The sequence below is a fragment of the Ruegeria sp. CK2 genome, from assembly GCF_056536585.1.
Genome location: NZ_JBQFPW010000008.1, coordinates 12,553 through 30,127, shown reverse-complemented (window position 1 = coordinate 30,127; position 17,575 = coordinate 12,553). Strand labels below are relative to the sequence as shown.

Sequence of the window (17,575 nt, the reverse complement as noted above, 5' to 3'; positions counted from 1 at the left end):
CCATGACACACAGGATTCTTGCCTATGGCGCAAATGGTTCACAGATGGCGGCCGGCACTCAGGCATCGGTCGATGCGGGTCACCAGGTGCGGGCCTTTACCTGCTCTACGAATGGCGCAGAACGCTGGCAAGCCGCAGGCGTCAATGCTGTCACAGGCGATATGAGTGATCTGGACGCGCTGCGTCGCGCGAGCGAGGGGCAGGATGCCTTATTTCTGCGCGTACCGCTCATCACGGACCCGAATGATGATCGCAATATCTATGGATTTAATGCTCTGCAGGCCGCGAAAGAAGCGGGCACTGAACGGGTTGTTTGGAACACGGGCGGACCGATCATGGACCCATCATCGGAGACCGAGACCGGCGCTGTTGTGCTGCGTGCCCTGCAGGAAGGCGACTTTTCCTTTCTTGGGCTGGCGCCGATTACTTACATGGAGAATCTGCTTGGGCCTTGGACTGTCAAGGGAATCACGCAGGGTAAGCTGCCATATCCGACACCGAGCCGTTTCAAGATGCAATGGGGCGCAGCTGCCGATTTTGGCCGCTTAGCAGATAGGGCCCTCCAAAGCGATCTTCCCAACGAGGTTTTGCCTCTTGGTGGACCTGCAGCCCTGGATGTTGAGGAGCTCGCTGATATCATGGGGGAGGTGCTCGGGCGTAGCCTTGCATACGATGTCATGACGGCACCAGAGTTCGCGCGTCAGCTTGGCGTGCTGGCGGGAGCTCATGTCGCGGGCATGTATGGCGGCGTGCAGGCCAATCCAGATCAATTCCAGCCCGATCCCTCGCATATTGAAACGCGGTTCAACCTGAAACTGACATCTTTTGCGGACTGGGTGTCAGATCATCGCAACCACTTCACCCAACAAGGATAATCTGATGAAGCTATACACACACCCTCTGTCTGGTCATGCCCATCGGGCAACTGCCATGCTTTCGCTACTGAACGTTGATCATGAGGTCGTCGTTGTGGATCTGCAAAGCGGCGCGCATAAGCAACCTGACTATCTGAATATCAGCCCTATGGGTCAGGTTCCTGCGCTGGTGGATGGAGATGTGGTTCTGCGGGATTCCACGTCTATCCTGACCTATCTGGCGTTAAAGCACGACGCCGACCGCACATGGTTACCCGCAGACCCGGCCATTGCGGCGCAGGTTCAGGAATGGCTGACCACCAGTGTCAAAGAAGTATTCGAAGGCCCGTGTGGTGCACGCATCTCCAAATTCTTCGGCGCGCCTATTGATTATGACGGAGCGGTTGAGAAGACACACAACTTGATGAGAATCATGTTCGAACCGCGTCTTGCGCATAACGACTGGCTGGCAGGTGATGCACCGACTATCGCGGATGTGGCCAACTACGGTTACATCGCTGCGGTCGAGGAAGCAGGCGTATCGCTGGCTGACTATCCGAATGCCCGTGCATGGCTTGCTCGGATCGAAGCTCTGGACGGATTCGTGAGAATCCAGTCCGTCGCCGAAATCATGGGTTCATCCGCTTGAATCTGTCCCGGAGCAAAGGATTTGCCATGAGCAAGATCAAGATCATTTACGGACATGACACCCTGTGCGGATGGTGTTTTGGCTTTACGCCGACGCTTGATGCTTTCGTGAAGTCGCATCCTGATGTCGAAATCGATATCGTTCCCGGCGGTCTGGTCAAAGGGAACCGGGTTGGAAGCTACGCTGATATGGCTGAATACATCGCCGAGGCAGAGATCAAAATGACGCGCGTGACAGGGCGCGCAATCGGTCAACCGTTCCGCGATATGTTGCAACAAGAGGACGCACCTCTCAGCATCTCGGCTCCGCCCAGCCACGCCATCCTGCAAATGAAGGACCTGGCCCCGGACCGGGCATTGGAATTTGCACATATCCTGCAAGACGAGCACTTCCTGAACGGAAAGGATCTAAACCTCGCTGCAACATATGACGAGATATGTGAGGCTTATGGCTTCCCCAAACTTGATACGGACGCGATCGTTATTGCCACCGAGGAAACACCCGTCGTCGATGAGAGTTATGCATTGTCAGCGTCGTTAGGAATTCAGTCTTATCCGACGATCCTCATCTTCTCCGAGGACGACACGTTGCTTGGCCAGATCAACTCTGAATATGAGTCAGAGGCGTTCCGTGCGCGGTTCGAGCAGATCGTCAAGACAGCTGCGGTTAGTGAAATGGGTAATGTTTCGAGCTAATTCGGCGTTCAGCAAGCCTTGAAGCCGTCTGTCGTGGCCGCGGTTGGGCCACGACAGGTCTGCTTCACAAACGTTTCCCGTAGGAGAGCCGCGATCTGTCAAAGGACAACAGGCTCATCACATTGCAGCGTGAATTCGGATGTGACGACCTAGCGTCAACCCTTGCACCTTCTCCACAATCGAGCGGGCATCAATCCCATGGTGCTTGTAGAGATCGCCAATGGTTCCGGTTTGGCCAAAATGCTCGACCCCGAGCGAGATCGTCTGGTGCCCAGCGACTCCCCCAAGCCACGCAAGAGTGGCCGGGTGGCCGTCGATGGCGGTGACGATCTTGCAATGCGGTGGGAGCTCGCCCATCAGGGTTTCGGCATGGGAGCGGGCATGCGCGGTGCCACGTGAACGGGCCCGCTGCGCAGCAGTCCAGCCTGCGTTAAGCCGGTCCGCAGAGGTGACCGCAAGCACACCAACGTCACGCCGACCCTCACTGATGATACCCGCCGCCTTTATCGCTTCAGAAGCCACCGCCCCCTGATAGGCGATAACAACGTCGCAATTGGGCCCCGGCTTGCGCAACCAGTAGGCCCCATCGATGGCCCCCTGTCGAAAGGCGTCATCGTGCCGTTTTCCAGGCTGTTCGATAGGGTTGGTGGTCAGGCGCAGATAGACACTGCCGCCAGTCTCATCGCACAGCCATGTCCGTTCATCGGGATCGCCTTCGCCATCCCGCTGCATGTAGTCGAATGCCCATTCCATGATCACCGCCAGCTCATCAGCGAAACCCGGTTCAAATGCGGCCAGCCCGTCCTGGCTCATTCCGATGAGCGGCGTACCGATGGATTGGTGGGCACCGCCTTCGGGCGCAAGCGTCACGCCCGATGGCGTGCCCACGATCATGAAGCGCGCATCCTGATAGCAGGCATAGTTCATCGCATCGAGGCCACGGCACACGAAAGGGTCGTAAACCGTGCCGATGGGCAACAAACGTTTTCCAAACAGAGAATGTGAAAGACCAGCGGCCCCCAACAGCAGGAACAGGTTCATTTCAGCGATGCCAAGTTCGATATGCTGTCCTTCTGGCGTAAACGCCCATTTCGCTGTCGATGGAATACGGTGTTCAATGAAGGCATCCGCCTGTTCGGATCGAGCGAAAAGCTTGCGCCGGTTGACCCAGGAGGCAAGGCCCGTGGTCCCGGTCACGTCGGGTGATGTGGTCACGATACGCGTGGCAAGTTCGCTGTCGCCTTTCGACAGATCATCAAGGATCTTGCCAAAGGCCGCCTGGCTCGAGATTTCGCGATCACTGCTGAACTCGACGGCAGGCACCGGCACCTTTGCATCGCTGAACCTGCGCGGTCCATCCGCGAAGAACGGAACGGTCTTCATGAAACGCTCCAGATCGGCAGCATTTTCTACCCCCGCAAACCGCTCCCATTCCTGACCTTCGGTGACACCCATGTGCTTTTGCCATTCAGCAAACTGGGTTTTGTTCATCAGCCCACCGTGATTGTCTTTGTGGCCTGCGATGGGTGTGCCCCAGCCTTTGACCGTATAGGCAAGAAAACAGGTTGGGCGGTCGTGGTCGATGGCATCGAAAGTGTCGGCCATTGTCTCAACGCAGTTGCCGCCGAGGTTTTCCATCAATGCGGCCAGTTCGTCATCACTGCGCCGTTCTATCAGGGCGGAGACATCGCCTTGATCACCCAGATCATCCATGAGCCGTTCGCGCCATACAGCTCCGCCCATGAAGGTCAGGGCCGAGTATTCCTGGTTCGGGCAGGCATCGATCCAGTCACGAAGCTTCTCGCCACCCGGTTCCTCAAATGCAGCCCGCTGTAGTGCGCCGTGCTTGACGCTAACGACCTCCCAGCCAAAAGCGTCGAAGATTTTTTCGATGCGCTCAAACAGACCTTCACGAACAATCCCGTCGAGCGATTGCCGGTTGTAATCAATGATCCACCAGGTGTTGCGCAGGTCGTTTTTCCAACCTTCCTGTAAGGCCTCGTAGATGTTGCCTTCGTCTAATTCTGCATCGCCGACAAGCGCCACCATGCGGCCCATAGGGGAATCTTTGCCCCAGTCTTTTGCGGCGATATAGTCCTGAATAATCGAAGCGAATGAGGTAATTGCGACGCCCAAACCCACAGAACCGGTGGAGAAATCAACGTCGTCAATATCCTTGGTTCGCGAGGGGTAGCTCTGAACGCCGCCCAGACCCCGGAAATCTTCCAATTTTTCGCGGGTCTGGTTGCCCATCAGGTATTGGGCTGCATGGAAAACGGGTGAGGCATGGGGCTTGACGGCCACCCGGTCTTCTGGTCGCAGTGCGGAGAAGTAAAGCGCCGTCATGATCGACACCATCGAGGCGGATGATGCCTGATGCCCGCCGATCTTGATCCCGTCCACTTTGGGTCGGACGTGGTTAGCGTGATGGATCATCCAGTGTGAATGCCACAGCAGAAGCTGTTCGATGGTTTTCAGATGCGTACGCGAAGCGGTCATGGCAAAGCTCCCCATGTCGGGTATTAGTCTTCTATCTCTGTGGTGACGATCTCGCCAGACAGAGAGACTGGATTGATGATCGTTTGTGCGTTGGGGCTGTGTTCGACGGCCTTTTTGTGCAGCTCTTCGAACTGTTCCGGGGTGCCGTCGCCTGTCACGTGAATCGTATAGCGGATTTCCGGGAAGCCCACCGGCGCATTGGTGCCAAGACCCATGAAACCGCGCAGATCCAGCGTGCCGTCAAAGTCGATCTTGACCGATTCCAGTTGAATGCCTTCCGCCGTGGCACCAGCCACAAACGCAACCATCATGCAAGAGCCAAGGCCAGACAGGAGCAGTTCCTGTGGGTTGGGTCCATGGTTATTGCCCATCAGTTGACGCGGTTCATCCGCCTTCCAGGTAAAGGAGCGGCTGACTCTGTGTGGGCCAACCAACATCGGTTTGGTCGACGACCGGGCGCGTGTGCCGCTTTCCCAGTCGATCTCGATGCCATAGCTCATCAGGCCCTCTTCAGGATCGCCCGAAACTTCATTGACGAATTCGCTCAGGGCAGCGGTTGGGATAGAGTTGCGCATTAAGCAGCACCTTTCATGACAGAGATGGCGTTGAGAGCTTGATCAAAGTCGGCGATCAGATCGTTTGCGTCCTCGATTCCGACAGACAGGCGGACACAGCCGGGGAAGATGCCGATATCTGCGCGTTGGCGCGCCGTCATAGTAGCCTGCGAAGAGTTGAAGGGCAGGCTGATGAGGCTTTCAATGCCGCCTAGACTGGTTGCCTGTTTTGGCAGGCGCAGATGATCCATCAGGTCGAGAGCTGCTTGATCGCCACCTTTGACAAAGAATGTGACGTTGCCAGTGCCCATCTTCATTAATTCCTTGGCACGGGCATGATCGGGATGACTGGGCAGCATCGGGTAGAGCACTTTTTCCACTGCAGGATGTGTTTCCAGGAACTCAGCCAGCGCTGTCGCCGAGGCCTCGTGTGCCTTCATTCGAATGTCGAGCGTTTTGAGACCACGCTCCAGCAGGAAGCAGGCGTGCGGATCAAGCGAACCGCCATAGTTCAGCAGTCGTGGCCAGATCATGTCCACAAGCTTGCGCGGACCGCAGACCACCCCGGCAATGAGATCAGAGTGGCCATTGAGGTATTTCGACGCAGAATGCACCACCAGATCCACACCCAATTCCAGCGGCTTCATGACCGGGGGAGGAGCAAAGGTGCTATCAACGATCAAGCGCAGGTTATGACGCTTGGCGATCTCGACAAGTGCAGGTATGTCCACCACCTTCAGAACCGGGTTGGTGATCACTTCGAAATAGAGGATCTGGGTGTTGGGCTGGATCGCCGCTTCGATTGCTTCAAGATCATAGCTGTCCACCAAGGTGGCAGACATGCCAAGCGACGGGAATTCCTGATTAAAGAGGTTATAGGTGCCTCCATAAAGGTCGCTGGCTGCGACTACATGCGCACCTTTATCGACAAGAGCCATAACCGCGGCCGTGATTGCCGCCATACCTGAGCTGAACACGATCGCGCTTTCGGCGCCTTCGAGTGTTGCGAGTTTTTCCTGTACCGCCCATTGAGACGGGTTTCCGTAGCGGGTGTAGATGAAACGATCCCGGCCAAACCCTTCCTCGATGGATCCATAAGTTTCCTCGTGCAGGATGAAGGTCGAGGTCTGGTATATCGGTGTCCCTACGGCGCCGGTGCGGGGGTCGTCATGTGTGCCAGCATGAACAGCCTTGGTCGACATGCCCATGCCGTCCATCGGATGCGCATCCAGAAACGGTCCGGATTTGCGCGCGCGGTCCAGTTCGTCGATCCAGCCGCCTACTTTGCGTGTCGCAGCTTGGCTGGTTGCATCGCCATAAAGTGGTTTCTTAGTCATCTTATCCTCCAGTCAGGGCGTGCTATTCTGTTGCAATGGCGTTGTGTTGAGACAGGGCCGCCATCAAATCGTCGATCAGGTCGTCCAGGGTTTCCAACCCGACAGAGAGGCGAACGAGGCCTTCCGCAATACCGTGCTCCGCGCGTTCTTCAGGCGTGTATGTGGAGTGGGTCATGCTTGCGGGGTGTTGGATGAGGCTTTCCGCATCACCAAGGCTGACCGCTCGTTGAATGAGCTTCAGGCGGTTCATCATGGCGATACCGCCTTCCTTGCCGCCGACGACCTCAAATGGGATCATGCCGCCAAAGTCAGACATCTGACGACGTGCTAGATCAGCTTGCGGGAAACTGTCGAGACCCGGGTAGTGCACCATGGCCACCGCGGGATGGTCTTCGAGCATTTTCGCGATTTGCATCGCCGACCGACAATGCCGCTCGACCCGCAGTTCGAGCGTTTTCAATCCCCGCAAGAGCAACATCGCTGTGAAAGGGGACATGACCGAGCCCGTCATGTCTTTCAATCCTACCAGCCGGACATGTTTCATGTCTTCGGCGGAGCCCGCGATGAGACCAGCCACCAGATCTCCATGACCGCCCAGATATTTCGTGGCCGAATGCAGAACGATATCTGCGCCATGTTCGAGGGGACGCGTCAGTACAGGTGTCGCGTAAGTGTTGTCGATGACAACTTTCGCGCCGTTCGCTTGGGCGATCCGCGAGACCGCCTCGATGTCCACAAGACGGTTGTTGGGATTGGCCGGTGTTTCGAAATACACAATCCTTGTGCGGTCAGTAATCGTACTGGTCAGATTTGCGGGGTCGGTAAGATCTACGGGTGTGACCTTAACGTCGAACTTAGTCAGCCCGTGACTCAGGAAGGCAAACGTGCAGCCATAAAGCGTTTTGTCGATGATGACTTCATCGCCAGCCTCGACGAAGGTCCAAAAGACGGAAGTAATCGCACCCATGCCGGACGCAGTGGCCAGCCCGGCTTCGCCGCCTTCCAGGTTGGCGATGCGTTCTTCAAGCTGATCGAGTGTCGGGTTTGAGATGCGGCTATAGAAGTGTCCTTCCTGTTCTCCAGCGAACATCGCACCGCCAGCTTCAGCAGTGTCGAAAGTGAAGGTTGAGGTCAGATAGACGGGCGGGTTCAGCGACCCTTGGTGCTCTGAGGCGTCATACCCGTGATGGATGGCGCGTGTTGAAAAGCCAGCAATGTCTTTCTTCATGAGAAGCCCTCCTGATTGCATGGCACTTTAGGATAGATCGGAGGGCATTAGGTTGCTATCTTCGCCCTTGTAATAACTTCAGTTGGAATATTATGCCAAAACCAGCGAAAATAGACGCCACAGATCGCAAGATGATCCGAGCCTTGCAGGAGAACGGGAGAATAACGAATCTCGATCTGGCAGAAGCGGTCAACCTGTCACCGTCGCCCTGTTTGAGACGGCTTAGAAACCTCGAACAGAAAGAGGTAATCAGAGGTTACAGCATCGACGTTGACTCCGCAGCTTATGGTCTTCCGATCACTATTTTCGTCCGCGTGACATTAGATGGGCATACGGCAAGTGTTGTCGGTCTGTTCGAAGAAGAAATACGTAACATCCCGGAAGTTCTCGAATGCTACGTTATGACGGGGGCCGCCGACTACTTGTTGCGGGTTGTGGTCTCGGATCTCGAAGACTATGAGCGGTTCGTCCGGCAGCGCCTGCATAAAATTGGGCACATCAGGTCAATCGATACCAGTTTTGTCTACGGTATTGTGAAGAAAACGCAGGTTTTCCCTGAGCTTGATGTTTAGTCTACGGAAGACAAGGGACGACGCGCCATCCGGTCAGCCAGGCTTTCGCGGCGTGGAAACTCGGCCAGCGCACACCTTATCTCGTCTGGCGTTGTCAGATGTTTCAACCAGGTATCGCCAGCAATGATCTCTGCATAGTACGGGATTTGCATAAGCCGCTTGTCGGAATCTTCTTCAATTCGCATCGTGTAATAGCCGATCTGGTGATAGTACATCGTGCGCGCTCTCACCAACGCCGACATCGCGTCGTGACCAAATCCTTCGAAAACCCACTGATAGAGCGAAATCCGTTTATGATCGATAAATCGCAGGGTGCGCGCTGCCAGCTTTGATGTTTTGCTCCACTCCCGAACCGCCACATCAAGCGGGGCATCGAATTGGGGGCTCAGAACCCAGACATAGGCCAGTGCCAGATATTGGGCGCGGGGTTCATCAGCTGCCTCTTCAAGTGCTTCAAAAAAAGGGTGAACGTTGGTCGCTAACCAATCCTTCAGCAGAGCGCGGTACAGAGCATCTCGGTTTTTGAAGTGCCAATAAAAACTTCCGGGCGTCACTTTGAGCTTGCGCGCCAGCGGCTCTACTTTGACAGCCGAGATGCCACGTTTGATCAACACCTCCCGCGACGCTGAGATCCAGTCCTCTGCGGAAATAGACCCTGCCTTTGGTGCTCTTTTCTTGGCGCTCAATTAGGTTTCCAATCCATAAATCTGCTGACTAGCTTGCTTTCCTTTGACAAAGCCCATCGTAACGGGTCTCGTTAGCTAGGTCTTCGCGGGCTAATACCAAATCTGAAGCACTATCCAATGCTGAAACTTGCCGCCCGATCATTTCCCACACGGCTTCCAGTTGGGCAGCTCTAACATGCATTCGATAGCTCTGAGGTTGATTATGGCGATAGAGAAGCGTGCCAAACCCGTGCCAGAGCCGTGAAACTGAGGGCGATGGAGAGTCACCCACAAATTCCGTCCCTGTTGCGATCAGTCGTTCCGCATTTGGTCCGGCAAGGGATATCACCGCGTATGCCGCGCTGAAGTCTGAGACGGCTATGTTTCGGTCAGCATGCCATCCATCAGTCAAACACAGCCCGTTCACGACCAAAAGACGATCGCGTCTTTGACGCAATGCATAAACGTCCCCCACTGCAAGATCTGCTCCGCCTGCGGTCGCAGCATCCATGTCACAGGCCGCGAGGCAGTCGTTAAGCGCACCACTGATCACAGTTTGTCGTTTCAATGTAACAAAGCGGGCTTCGATGTTTTCTCCTGTCAATTCAGGGCGGGCATTACCCAAAGCCGGTGGCCATTTGTGGCGATCATCACGCATCGATCCGAACTCCTTCAATATCAAACGCACAAGAGGACGTTATTGTTGCATGGCGGGAACTGCCCATATGACTGATTTCTACCTTCTCACCCATGGCCGCCAAACCGCCGCTTACCAGAGCAAGTGCGATCGGGCGTTCCAATGCCACACTGTCGTGGCTCGACGTTACGTACCCTAGCGAACGCCGATCAGAACCTTGTCCCGTAACGATGTGCGCGCCGACAGGAAGCAAAGGTTCACCGTTGTCTACTGAGAGGCCTACCAACTGCTTGCGGTCCTCTCGGTTGGCATTATCGGTGTGAAGGCTCCGGTCACCAACAAAGGCAGCCGACTTGCGGAGGCGAGGGGCACCAAAGCCAAGGTCATGGGGCATTGTCTCACCTTCGGTGTCTTTGCCGACCAATATGTATCCTTTTTCGGCGCGCAATGCGATCAGCGCTTCTGCCCCTACAGGGCCAGCCCCATGAGGCTTGCCAACGGCGATAGCCCGTTGCCACAAACCTGAGACGGCGTTGTTGGGTACTGATATCTCGAAGCTGGTATCCCCGGTGAAGCTGACCCGCGCGACACGGGCCGGAGCACCTTCGAATGCGCCAAGTCTAAGTGACATATGTGCAAATTCTTCCAGCGTGTCCAAGACAGCCAGCTCTTCAACAATGGCGCGCGCCTTTGGCCCGGCTATCGTCACGGTGGACCAATTTTGCGAGGCATCATGGATATGGACACGATAGGGATCGAAACTGTCCTGCCGCCAGTGTTCGAGATGCGCCATAACCCCATCCGCATGTGATGATGAGCATGAGATGATGAAACGCGTGTCGTCCACACAAGCCATGACCCCATCGTCAAAGACAAGTCCGCAATCGGTCAGCATAAACCCATACCTGATGCGGCCCGGTTTCAGGTTAGACATTGTGTTGTAGTAGATGAAGTTCACAAAAGCACGCGCATCGGGGCCGATCACTTCGATTGCGCCGAGGGCCGAGCCATCCATGATCGCGGCCGCTGATCGGGCCATCTGACATTCACGCGTCACGGCGCTTTTTTCATCGTCCCCACCATACCAAGCAGGGCGCAGCCATCCGCCATATTCTCCAAGGGCGGCTCCAAGAGCGCGATGGTCAGGCTCAAGCGTCAATCGTTTGAGCGGCGCAACCTGTGTGTCGCGATGCGCACCTCGGTAGGCTTCAAGCGGAACGGGCACAAAAGGTGGGCGGAACGTGGTGGTTCCTACTTCCGGGATTTTCTGGCCCTTCAACTCAGCCATGGCTGCCAGCCCGGCGATGTTGGACGTCTTTCCCTGATCGCCTGCCATGCCTAGGGTGGTATAGCGTTTCAAATGCTCGACCGAGACCATGTTTTCGCGATGGGCCAACGCCACATCCTTGAGCGTGACATCGTGTTGGAAATCAATCCACTGACGCCCCTCAGTGTTGTTCGTATCGGGCAGCAGGGACGGGATGCTATAGATCCGGCGCTTGGGCGATGGAGCATTGAGGGCTGCGCTTCTCGCTTCCTCTTCAAGCGCGTCCCTTTCAAATGTTCCGTTCGCGGCGCCGATCACACGCATCCAATCCGGTCCGGTGGAGGGCACAAATGTCTGTCGACCGTCATCCCAGTCCAACTTCCCGCCTGCATGGCGCCAGAGATGAACCAACGGTGTGAGCCCGGCTGACGCCAGGATGGTATCGCAAGTGTGGGTGTGTCCGGCGAGTTGGAGACCTTTGATAGCCTGAGCCCCGATTGTTTTAGCTGCACCCGACTTCGGATCCAGCAAGTCCACATTTGCACCAGCGTTTTCCAGTTGTGCAGCCACATTTGCGGCGTCCGGGCGATTTGTCAGGATAGCAATCCGACGCCCGACCAGGATGCCATAGCGGGCAAGAAACTCCGCGCCTGCATCCAGTGACATTACACCAGGGCGGTCATTATCTGAAAAGGTGATAGGGCGGTCCACCGCGCCTGTGGCAACGATGACATTTTCAGGACGCAATTTTCGAACGACAGGCGCAACTCCAACCCCGCGATCCGTTAAGATCGAAACCGCCTGGTGATCATAGACGCCAATCGCAGTGGTATTGCTCAGAACCCGACCGCCGGCATCCTCAACCGCAGATAGCTGTTCATCAACCCAATAAGACGGCGCGTCAGCGGTGTCATTGGGATAGCGATAAGAGCTGCCGCCAAATTCGGGATGATCATCGATCATCAAGACCGACTTGCCAGCTTTGGCAGCGGTTCGCGCTGCCATAAGTCCAGCGGGCCCACCGCCTATGACAAGTGTTTCGCAGTGATCGTGCAATATGGTCGCTTCAAAGGTGTCCTGGACATCTGCGCCAAGCGTACCAATCCCGGCCATCTTCCGGATTATTGGTTCAAACAGGTGCCAGTCTGGCCACATGAATGTTTTGTAGTAGAATCCGGCAGGTAGGAACCTGTGTACGAAATCCAGCACACCTTTGAGGTCTTTCTGCGCCGTCGGCCAAGCGTTGACCGAGCGGACCACCATTCCTTCAATCAGTTGAGTTGTGGTCGCCTGACAGTTGGGATAGGCGATGCCGCCAAATTCAATATCGACAACCGCGTTCGGGTCGTCAAACCACGCGCCCCAAACACCGCGTGGCCGGTGGTATTTGAAGCTGCGGCCAAAGATGCGAACACCGGACGCCAGCAGTGCTGACGCGACGGTGTCACCTTGAACGCCATGATACGTTTTGCCATCAAAGCGAAAGCTGAGCGGCTTTGAGCGGTCGATGAACCCGCGCGTTTCGATGCGATGCCCGGTCATGCCACATCCTTCCGCATTGGTGTAGTATCCAAGACTTCCATCGTGGCGCTGTCGCGCTCCATGACGAAGTATTCCTGACAGGTTGTATGAACCCAGATCTCGCGGGTTGGACCCTTGGCGTTTTTGCAAAAAAACAGATAGTTGGCCCACTCTTTGTCGCTGACCTCTTGAGTGGTGTCAGGACGTGTTTTTCCGGCCTCGCCCGCGAAACGGAACTCTCGTTCGTCGCGAAGACCACAAAATGGACAGGGGAAGCGTTGCATTCATTTCTCTTTCTTCAGTGTGCAATGCCTGAACCAGCGGCCTCGTCCAGGAGGCGACCGGTGCGAAAACGATCGGGATCGAAGGGGCGGCTGGTATTGTGGTGTTGGCCGGTTGCAAGCAAATGGGCAAAGACGTATCCGCCACCCGGGATCGCCTTAAATCCACCCGTGCCCCAACCGCAGTTGATGTAGATACCCTTGGTGCCAGAAGGCCCTATGAGCGGCGAACTGTCCGGACTGACATCCACATTGCCCGCCCAGTGGCGAAGCAGTTTAACTTTGGCCAACGCGGGCGCCATCTCGATGATGCCGGACAAGACCGTCTCTTGCATTGGCGTATTGCCACGTTCGGCATAAGACGGGATACGATCCAACCCACCGCCAATGACCAGCCCACCCTTGTCGGACTGACTAAAATAGCTGCCTGTCATTGGTGAGAAGGCGACGGTATCCATCACCGGCTTGATCGCCTCGGTGACAAAGGCCTGAAGGGCATATGAATGGATGGGCAAGCTGTACCCGCCCATTTCGGCTAGCACCGAGGAATGGCCGGCAACGGCGACCCCAATTCGGTCAGATCGGATTTTTCCCAGCGTCGTCTCGACACCTTTGCAGACACCGCCCTCAATAAGAAAGCCGGTGACTTCGCAGTTCTGAATGATGTCAACGCCTTGCTGATCAGCTGCACGGGCATAGCCCCAGGCCACTGCATCGTGGCGCCCGGTGCCACCGCGCCCTTGATAGATTGCGCCATTGATCGGATAGCGGGCATCGCTGCGATAGTTCAGGATTGGCGCTTTCTTCTGCACGTCTTTGACGTCAAGTAGCTCGGCATCGACCCCATTGATCTGCATCGCGTTCACAGTGCGCGAAGCGATTTCCATCTCGGCCTCGGAATGGGTCAATACCATCATTCCGCGTTGCGAGAACATCACATTGTAATTGATGTCTCGCGAGAGTTTTTCATACAGCCTGACCGACAGATCATAGAGCTGGGTGCTTTCCGGATAGAAGTAATTCGACCGGATCACCGTCGTGTTTCGACCGGTATTGCCGCCCCCCAACCAACCTTTCTCGATCACGGCGACCTTACGCACACCGTGATTTTTGGCCAGATAGTAAGCGGTCGCCAGACCATGGCCGCCCCCACCAATGACTATTACATCGTAGGCGTCCTTGGGGGCTGGGCTCCGCCAGAGCGGAGCCCAGCCCTTGTGGCCCCGCAAACCCTCGCGAAAGACCGAAAATGCCGAATAGTGGCGCGACATTGTGTGTCCTTTGTGTTGTCAGCCCAGCAGAAGTTCCGGCAGCCACAATGCGACGCCGGGGATGAATGTCGTCAGAAGCAGGGTCGGCAACCACGCGAAGCCGATGAAGATCATGGTCGGACCAAGCATCTTCTGCACGGGTGCATCGGTGACGCGCGCGCCAAGAAACAGCAAAGGTGCTGTCGGTGGCGTGATGTTTCCCATGCCCAAGTTGACGCCAAGGATTGCGGCAAAATGGATCGGATCCACGCCGACACTTTTCGCGATTGGCAAAAGCAGCGTCGCACTCAGGATCAGGCCGCTGAAATCGTCCATGATCATGCCGATCAAGATCATTGTAAGATTGATCATCAGCAAAACCACAATCGGGTTTTCTGAGATCGAAAAGATCAAGTCCTCAGCCATACCGGGAATGTCTTCGAAGATCAGAAACCGGCTGACGATCAGAACCATGAAGATCATGACCATGACAACACCGATGGTGACACCGGATTCTTTCAGAGTTTCCAAGAATATTTTCCAGGTCAGGCCTTTGTAAACGAAAAAGCCGATTGGGATCGCATAGATCACCGCAACGCCTGCCGCTTCGGTTGGGGTCATAATACCACCGTAGATGCCACCCAGAATGATAATGGGCATCATCAGCGCCGGAAAAGCGACCAAGGTTTTGCGGCTGAAAGCAAGGATAAGCTGCTCGCGCTCTTCTGGTAATACAATATCGGTCTGCTTACGCATCATGATCAGGTTGATGATCACAAGCAGCGAGGCGACGATTATTCCAGGCACGACGGTAGCCAAAAAGCACTTGAGGACCGATTGCTGGGTGATCCAGGCATAGATCAGCTGCGCTGAGCTAGGCGGGATAAGAAGCCCTAGCGGGCTTGCCGCCACTAGAAGCGCCGCAGAGAACCCCTCAGGGTAGTTGGCTTTGCGCAAATGAGGCATCATGACCGAACCGATGCAGGTCAAGGTCGCAGCACCGCTGCCGGAGATGGCGCCAAACATGGCACTTGCGACCACGGACGCCCCGGACAGACCGCCCCGGATGCCGCCCAGCAGCATTTCGGCCAGATCGACGATCGGAGAAGCAATCTTGCCGTTCTTCATGATGTCGCCCGCAACAATGAAGAGAGGAATCACGAGGATCACGACCGTGTTCATTTTCCAATGGCCGGTTGGCAAGAAGCCCGACACATCGTGGCCACCGGTGTAAGCCAGAAAGATTAGAACGCCGCCAAAGGCGATTGGAACAGCAACACCCGCAAACAGCAGGGCGCAGATGAGTAATACTGAAATACCGATAACCATTATGGATGTCCCTTCCCAGGATTGCCGGTAATGCCGCTCTTATCCATCTGAGCAATCACGCCTGCAGTTCCGAATTTCAGAAGTACGTAGAGGTGGAGCGCGCTGTAAAAGGCCATGAACGAAAACCCGACGAATATCCCGAGCCGTGGGACAAAGAAGGGAATGCGCAAAGCAATCGTGGTTTGCCACTGGGGATACGAGGCGATCTCATCCCGTAGCATCAGGATCGCCCAATAAACCAGAAAACAGGTTACAACTAACTCAACCGAAGTGATGATGACCTTTCGCCACCAGACGATTGTTGGGTTGGTTAGCCAGCTTTCCAGAATATCGGCTTTGATCTGACTGTCTTCGTATGTGCCGACAGCGCTACCAAGAAAGAACAGCCAAAAGCACATTGGCATCAGCCACTCTTCATAGGCAAAGAGGTCGCTCTTCAACACGTAGCGAAGGAGCACGACCATGAAGAAGGTCAGTGCTAGGATGAAGGTCGAGAGCATCAGGAAGGCAGACTTTATCTTTATCAGCCGCCTGACGGTTTGCCCCAATTTGGGGGGGAGTTGATCGGCAAGTTCTATCACGGTAACCACTCCAGAATTGGCAAAGTGGGCCAAGGAGAAAGGCCCACGTCGCTGGGCTTCAATTGGCGGTCAGGCGGTCAAGAATGTCCTGTCCGACGACGTCCGCCACATTCGGCCACACGGTCGCCTGTATGTGCGCCTTAATGGCATCCCGCTCTTCTTGCGTGAATTCTACGATCTCCCAGTTCGCATCGACCAACTGATTCACAAAGCCCTGGCTGCGTTCCCAGGCCAGTCGGCTAATCTCTGCAGCAGCTGCGGCGGTTTCCTTTTCAACGACGGCACGCTGTTCATCATTCAGCTCATCATAGAAGCCCTGGTTGGCGTAGATCATCGTGCTTTCAATGAACGCATTGTAAGGAACATAAGTGTTGCCCACGTCGCTGGCCGCAAAGGTTGTGTAGGCCCATTCCGGCGTACAACAGATAGCACCATCAATGGTGCCGGCCTGTACGGCTGGGAACACTTCAGCCCAGTTCAGGGTTGTTACCTGATAACCCAGCTCTTCCATGGTTTGCTTCGCGATCTGTGAAGACCACGCGCGCACGTTCATTTCCTGGTTGCCCAAGCCGGTTGGGTCCGCAGGCCGCTCGGTTGCGATCATGCCGATCAGGCCCTCGCCAATGGTCGCTAGCGGCTGGATACCAAATGACGTCAGGATCTCTTCAAGAATTTGGTTATATGTAGAATTTGGATCGCCATAGACCGCATCCAGTTCTTCCTTGGTGGTGACAAGGAAGGGGAGGCTGTTGATCTCCAAGCGCGGATCTTTCTGCGCATAAACCGTGGCATGAACCATATCCACGTTGCCGCGTATGGCACTCTCGAGAAGCTCTTCACCGGACCCGAGCTGGCCCGCCGGGAAATATTTGACTTTGAGGCCGACACCGGCGTTTTCCATGTTCTCCGCCATTTGTTCTAGCACGGCGTTGCCGAAGTGTTCTGCAGGTACTGTACCAGCGATGCGAAGGCGCACATCTTGAGCAATAGCGGTTGATGCGGCCAGCGTCGCGGCGGCGGTCATCATCATCAGACGTGACGTGAAATTCATTTCTATTCTCCCGTGGTTTAAGAATTTGGCTAAACAGCAACTCTTGAACATAGGTTGCCCTATGGTCAAACACAGGGATGCAAATTACGCTATGGCAAGTATTAGTTTTTTCGCGGGCTTTGACACAAGTTGCGCTCGTAGAACGGATAGGGCTCCGAAATCCTGTCATTCTTGACTAGGTTATTGATAGAAAGAGCTATTCTCGAACGCGGGTGAAAATGCCGTTGGTACCGCGGGAGTCAGCGTCGCAATGGGTGAAAGTCCGTTTGCGGCGTCTCTTTCTTCCGAGAGCCCGAATCAATTGCGCGGCATTCAGGCGAGGTAGCCGGACGTCGAGATCTATGTTTCGCTTAGCAGGTTTTGGACAACTGGTCAGTCAGCATCAGGCGCATCAGACTCATCCGAGGTCTGGTGGCAGTCAATTTGATAAATCCAATAGCATAGCTGATTTGCTATAGTTTAGTTTTCAGGACTCAAAGCCGGCCACGGGATCTGATTGTGACCAGCCGAGTACAATTGGCTAAGAAATGACGAGTCTCAAAACGCTCCGAAGGCCTAAGCAGCATCATTACTTGCAACATGCTCAGCACAAAGACATATGAGCG

General features: G+C 55.4%; 16 protein-coding genes. 4 read left to right on the top strand and 12 right to left on the bottom strand.

The window, feature by feature from the left end; translation table 11 throughout:
- Positions 1 to 2 precede the first annotated feature (2 nt).
- From ACR0BU_RS13355 to ACR0BU_RS13345, 3 genes are read left to right on the top strand one after another with little or no spacing between them, the layout of a single operon-like run.
- A complete protein-coding gene (locus ACR0BU_RS13355) occupies positions 3 to 875 on the top strand; it encodes an NmrA family NAD(P)-binding protein (protein WP_480737816.1) in 873 nt (290 codons plus the stop codon).
- Positions 876 to 879: 4 nt separating this feature from the next.
- A complete protein-coding gene (locus ACR0BU_RS13350; RefSeq protein ID WP_298934615.1) occupies positions 880 to 1,503 on the top strand; it encodes a glutathione S-transferase family protein in 624 nt (207 codons plus the stop codon).
- 26 nt (positions 1,504 to 1,529) lie between these two features.
- Complete coding sequence (locus ACR0BU_RS13345; RefSeq protein ID WP_480737815.1) at positions 1,530 to 2,198, top strand: DsbA family protein; 669 nt, start codon at positions 1,530 to 1,532, stop codon at positions 2,196 to 2,198.
- A gap of 117 nt (positions 2,199 to 2,315) precedes the next feature.
- Here the strand turns inward: ACR0BU_RS13345 and ACR0BU_RS13340 are convergent, their stop codons facing one another.
- Genes ACR0BU_RS13340 through ACR0BU_RS13325 form a run of 4 tightly spaced genes read right to left on the bottom strand, consistent with a single transcriptional unit; the run spans position 2,316 to position 7,816 of the window.
- Positions 2,316 to 4,697 (bottom strand): 1-deoxy-D-xylulose-5-phosphate synthase N-terminal domain-containing protein, encoded by a 2,382-nt coding sequence (locus tag ACR0BU_RS13340; RefSeq protein ID WP_480737814.1) that lies wholly within the window; start codon positions 4,695 to 4,697, stop codon positions 2,316 to 2,318.
- A 23-nt stretch (positions 4,698 to 4,720) separates the two neighbouring features.
- On the bottom strand, positions 4,721 to 5,272 hold the full coding sequence (locus tag ACR0BU_RS13335) for an OsmC family protein (protein WP_299083102.1): 552 nt from the start codon (positions 5,270 to 5,272) through the stop codon (positions 4,721 to 4,723).
- Positions 5,272 to 6,588, bottom strand: a complete 1,317-nt coding sequence (locus ACR0BU_RS13330; RefSeq protein WP_480737813.1) for a trans-sulfuration enzyme family protein — start codon at positions 6,586 to 6,588, stop codon at positions 5,272 to 5,274. Before ACR0BU_RS13330 ends, ACR0BU_RS13335 begins: the two co-directional genes overlap by 1 nt.
- Before the next feature lie 22 nt (positions 6,589 to 6,610).
- Positions 6,611 to 7,816, bottom strand: a complete 1,206-nt coding sequence (locus ACR0BU_RS13325; protein ID WP_480737812.1) for a methionine gamma-lyase — start codon at positions 7,814 to 7,816, stop codon at positions 6,611 to 6,613.
- A gap of 92 nt (positions 7,817 to 7,908) precedes the next feature.
- Here ACR0BU_RS13325 and ACR0BU_RS13320 point away from each other — a divergent pair, with 92 nt between their 5' ends.
- The gene (locus tag ACR0BU_RS13320; RefSeq protein ID WP_480737811.1) at positions 7,909 to 8,388 is read left to right on the top strand and encodes an Lrp/AsnC family transcriptional regulator; all 480 of its coding nucleotides are present in this window, start codon (positions 7,909 to 7,911) and stop codon (positions 8,386 to 8,388) included.
- On the opposite strand, the gene ACR0BU_RS13315 is transcribed toward ACR0BU_RS13320, so the two are convergent.
- From ACR0BU_RS13315 to dctP, 8 genes are read right to left on the bottom strand one after another with little or no spacing between them, the layout of a single operon-like run.
- Positions 8,385 to 9,074 (bottom strand): TetR/AcrR family transcriptional regulator, encoded by a 690-nt coding sequence (locus tag ACR0BU_RS13315; RefSeq protein WP_480737810.1) that lies wholly within the window; start codon positions 9,072 to 9,074, stop codon positions 8,385 to 8,387. The genes ACR0BU_RS13320 and ACR0BU_RS13315 overlap by 4 nt on opposite strands.
- Positions 9,075 to 9,102: 28 nt before the next feature.
- Positions 9,103 to 9,711 carry a hypothetical protein gene (locus tag ACR0BU_RS13310; RefSeq protein WP_480737809.1) on the bottom strand — a complete coding sequence of 203 codons (609 nt, stop codon included), beginning with the start codon at positions 9,709 to 9,711 and terminating at the stop codon, positions 9,103 to 9,105.
- On the bottom strand, positions 9,704 to 12,499 hold the full coding sequence (locus ACR0BU_RS13305; RefSeq protein ID WP_480737808.1) for a 2Fe-2S iron-sulfur cluster-binding protein: 2,796 nt from the start codon (positions 12,497 to 12,499) through the stop codon (positions 9,704 to 9,706). The genes ACR0BU_RS13310 and ACR0BU_RS13305 overlap by 8 nt, the downstream gene beginning before the upstream one ends.
- On the bottom strand, positions 12,496 to 12,762 hold the full coding sequence (locus ACR0BU_RS13300) for a sarcosine oxidase subunit delta (RefSeq protein WP_480737806.1): 267 nt from the start codon (positions 12,760 to 12,762) through the stop codon (positions 12,496 to 12,498). Before ACR0BU_RS13300 ends, ACR0BU_RS13305 begins: the two co-directional genes overlap by 4 nt.
- Before the next feature lie 14 nt (positions 12,763 to 12,776).
- Positions 12,777 to 14,030 carry a sarcosine oxidase subunit beta family protein gene (locus ACR0BU_RS13295; RefSeq protein ID WP_480737805.1) on the bottom strand — a complete coding sequence of 418 codons (1,254 nt, stop codon included), beginning with the start codon at positions 14,028 to 14,030 and terminating at the stop codon, positions 12,777 to 12,779.
- Between the two features lie 18 nt (positions 14,031 to 14,048).
- Positions 14,049 to 15,338: a TRAP transporter large permease gene (locus ACR0BU_RS13290; protein ID WP_480737804.1), complete on the bottom strand. Its 1,290-nt coding sequence runs from the start codon at positions 15,336 to 15,338 to the stop codon at positions 14,049 to 14,051.
- Positions 15,338 to 15,919, bottom strand: coding sequence for a TRAP transporter small permease (locus tag ACR0BU_RS13285; RefSeq protein ID WP_480737803.1), 582 nt, complete (start codon positions 15,917 to 15,919; stop codon positions 15,338 to 15,340). The genes ACR0BU_RS13290 and ACR0BU_RS13285 overlap by 1 nt, the downstream gene beginning before the upstream one ends.
- A gap of 58 nt (positions 15,920 to 15,977) precedes the next feature.
- The gene (gene dctP, locus ACR0BU_RS13280) at positions 15,978 to 16,970 is read right to left on the bottom strand and encodes a TRAP transporter substrate-binding protein DctP (protein WP_480737801.1); all 993 of its coding nucleotides are present in this window, start codon (positions 16,968 to 16,970) and stop codon (positions 15,978 to 15,980) included.
- Between the last annotated feature and the right edge of the window lie 605 nt (positions 16,971 to 17,575).

Excerpts from the sequence above, each read along its gene's own strand:
- ACR0BU_RS13355 (WP_480737816.1), top strand. The coding sequence starts at position 3 with ATGACACACAGGATTCTTGCCTATGGCGCAAATGGTTCACAGATGGCG.
- ACR0BU_RS13350 (WP_298934615.1), top strand. The coding sequence starts at position 880 with ATGAAGCTATACACACACCCTCTGTCTGGTCATGCCCATCGGGCAACT.
- ACR0BU_RS13345 (WP_480737815.1), top strand. The coding sequence starts at position 1,530 with ATGAGCAAGATCAAGATCATTTACGGACATGACACCCTGTGCGGATGG.
- ACR0BU_RS13340 (WP_480737814.1), bottom strand. The coding sequence starts at position 4,697 with ATGACCGCTTCGCGTACGCATCTGAAAACCATCGAACAGCTTCTGCTG.
- ACR0BU_RS13335 (WP_299083102.1), bottom strand. The coding sequence starts at position 5,272 with ATGCGCAACTCTATCCCAACCGCTGCCCTGAGCGAATTCGTCAATGAA.
- ACR0BU_RS13330 (WP_480737813.1), bottom strand. The coding sequence starts at position 6,588 with ATGACTAAGAAACCACTTTATGGCGATGCAACCAGCCAAGCTGCGACA.
- ACR0BU_RS13325 (WP_480737812.1), bottom strand. The coding sequence starts at position 7,816 with ATGAAGAAAGACATTGCTGGCTTTTCAACACGCGCCATCCATCACGGG.
- ACR0BU_RS13320 (WP_480737811.1), top strand. The coding sequence starts at position 7,909 with ATGCCAAAACCAGCGAAAATAGACGCCACAGATCGCAAGATGATCCGA.
- ACR0BU_RS13310 (WP_480737809.1), bottom strand. The coding sequence starts at position 9,711 with ATGCGTGATGATCGCCACAAATGGCCACCGGCTTTGGGTAATGCCCGC.
- ACR0BU_RS13305 (WP_480737808.1), bottom strand. The coding sequence starts at position 12,499 with ATGACCGGGCATCGCATCGAAACGCGCGGGTTCATCGACCGCTCAAAG.
- ACR0BU_RS13300 (WP_480737806.1), bottom strand. The coding sequence starts at position 12,762 with ATGCAACGCTTCCCCTGTCCATTTTGTGGTCTTCGCGACGAACGAGAG.
- ACR0BU_RS13295 (WP_480737805.1), bottom strand. The coding sequence starts at position 14,030 with ATGTCGCGCCACTATTCGGCATTTTCGGTCTTTCGCGAGGGTTTGCGG.
- ACR0BU_RS13290 (WP_480737804.1), bottom strand. The coding sequence starts at position 15,338 with ATGGTTATCGGTATTTCAGTATTACTCATCTGCGCCCTGCTGTTTGCG.
- dctP (WP_480737801.1), bottom strand. The coding sequence starts at position 16,970 with ATGAATTTCACGTCACGTCTGATGATGATGACCGCCGCCGCGACGCTG.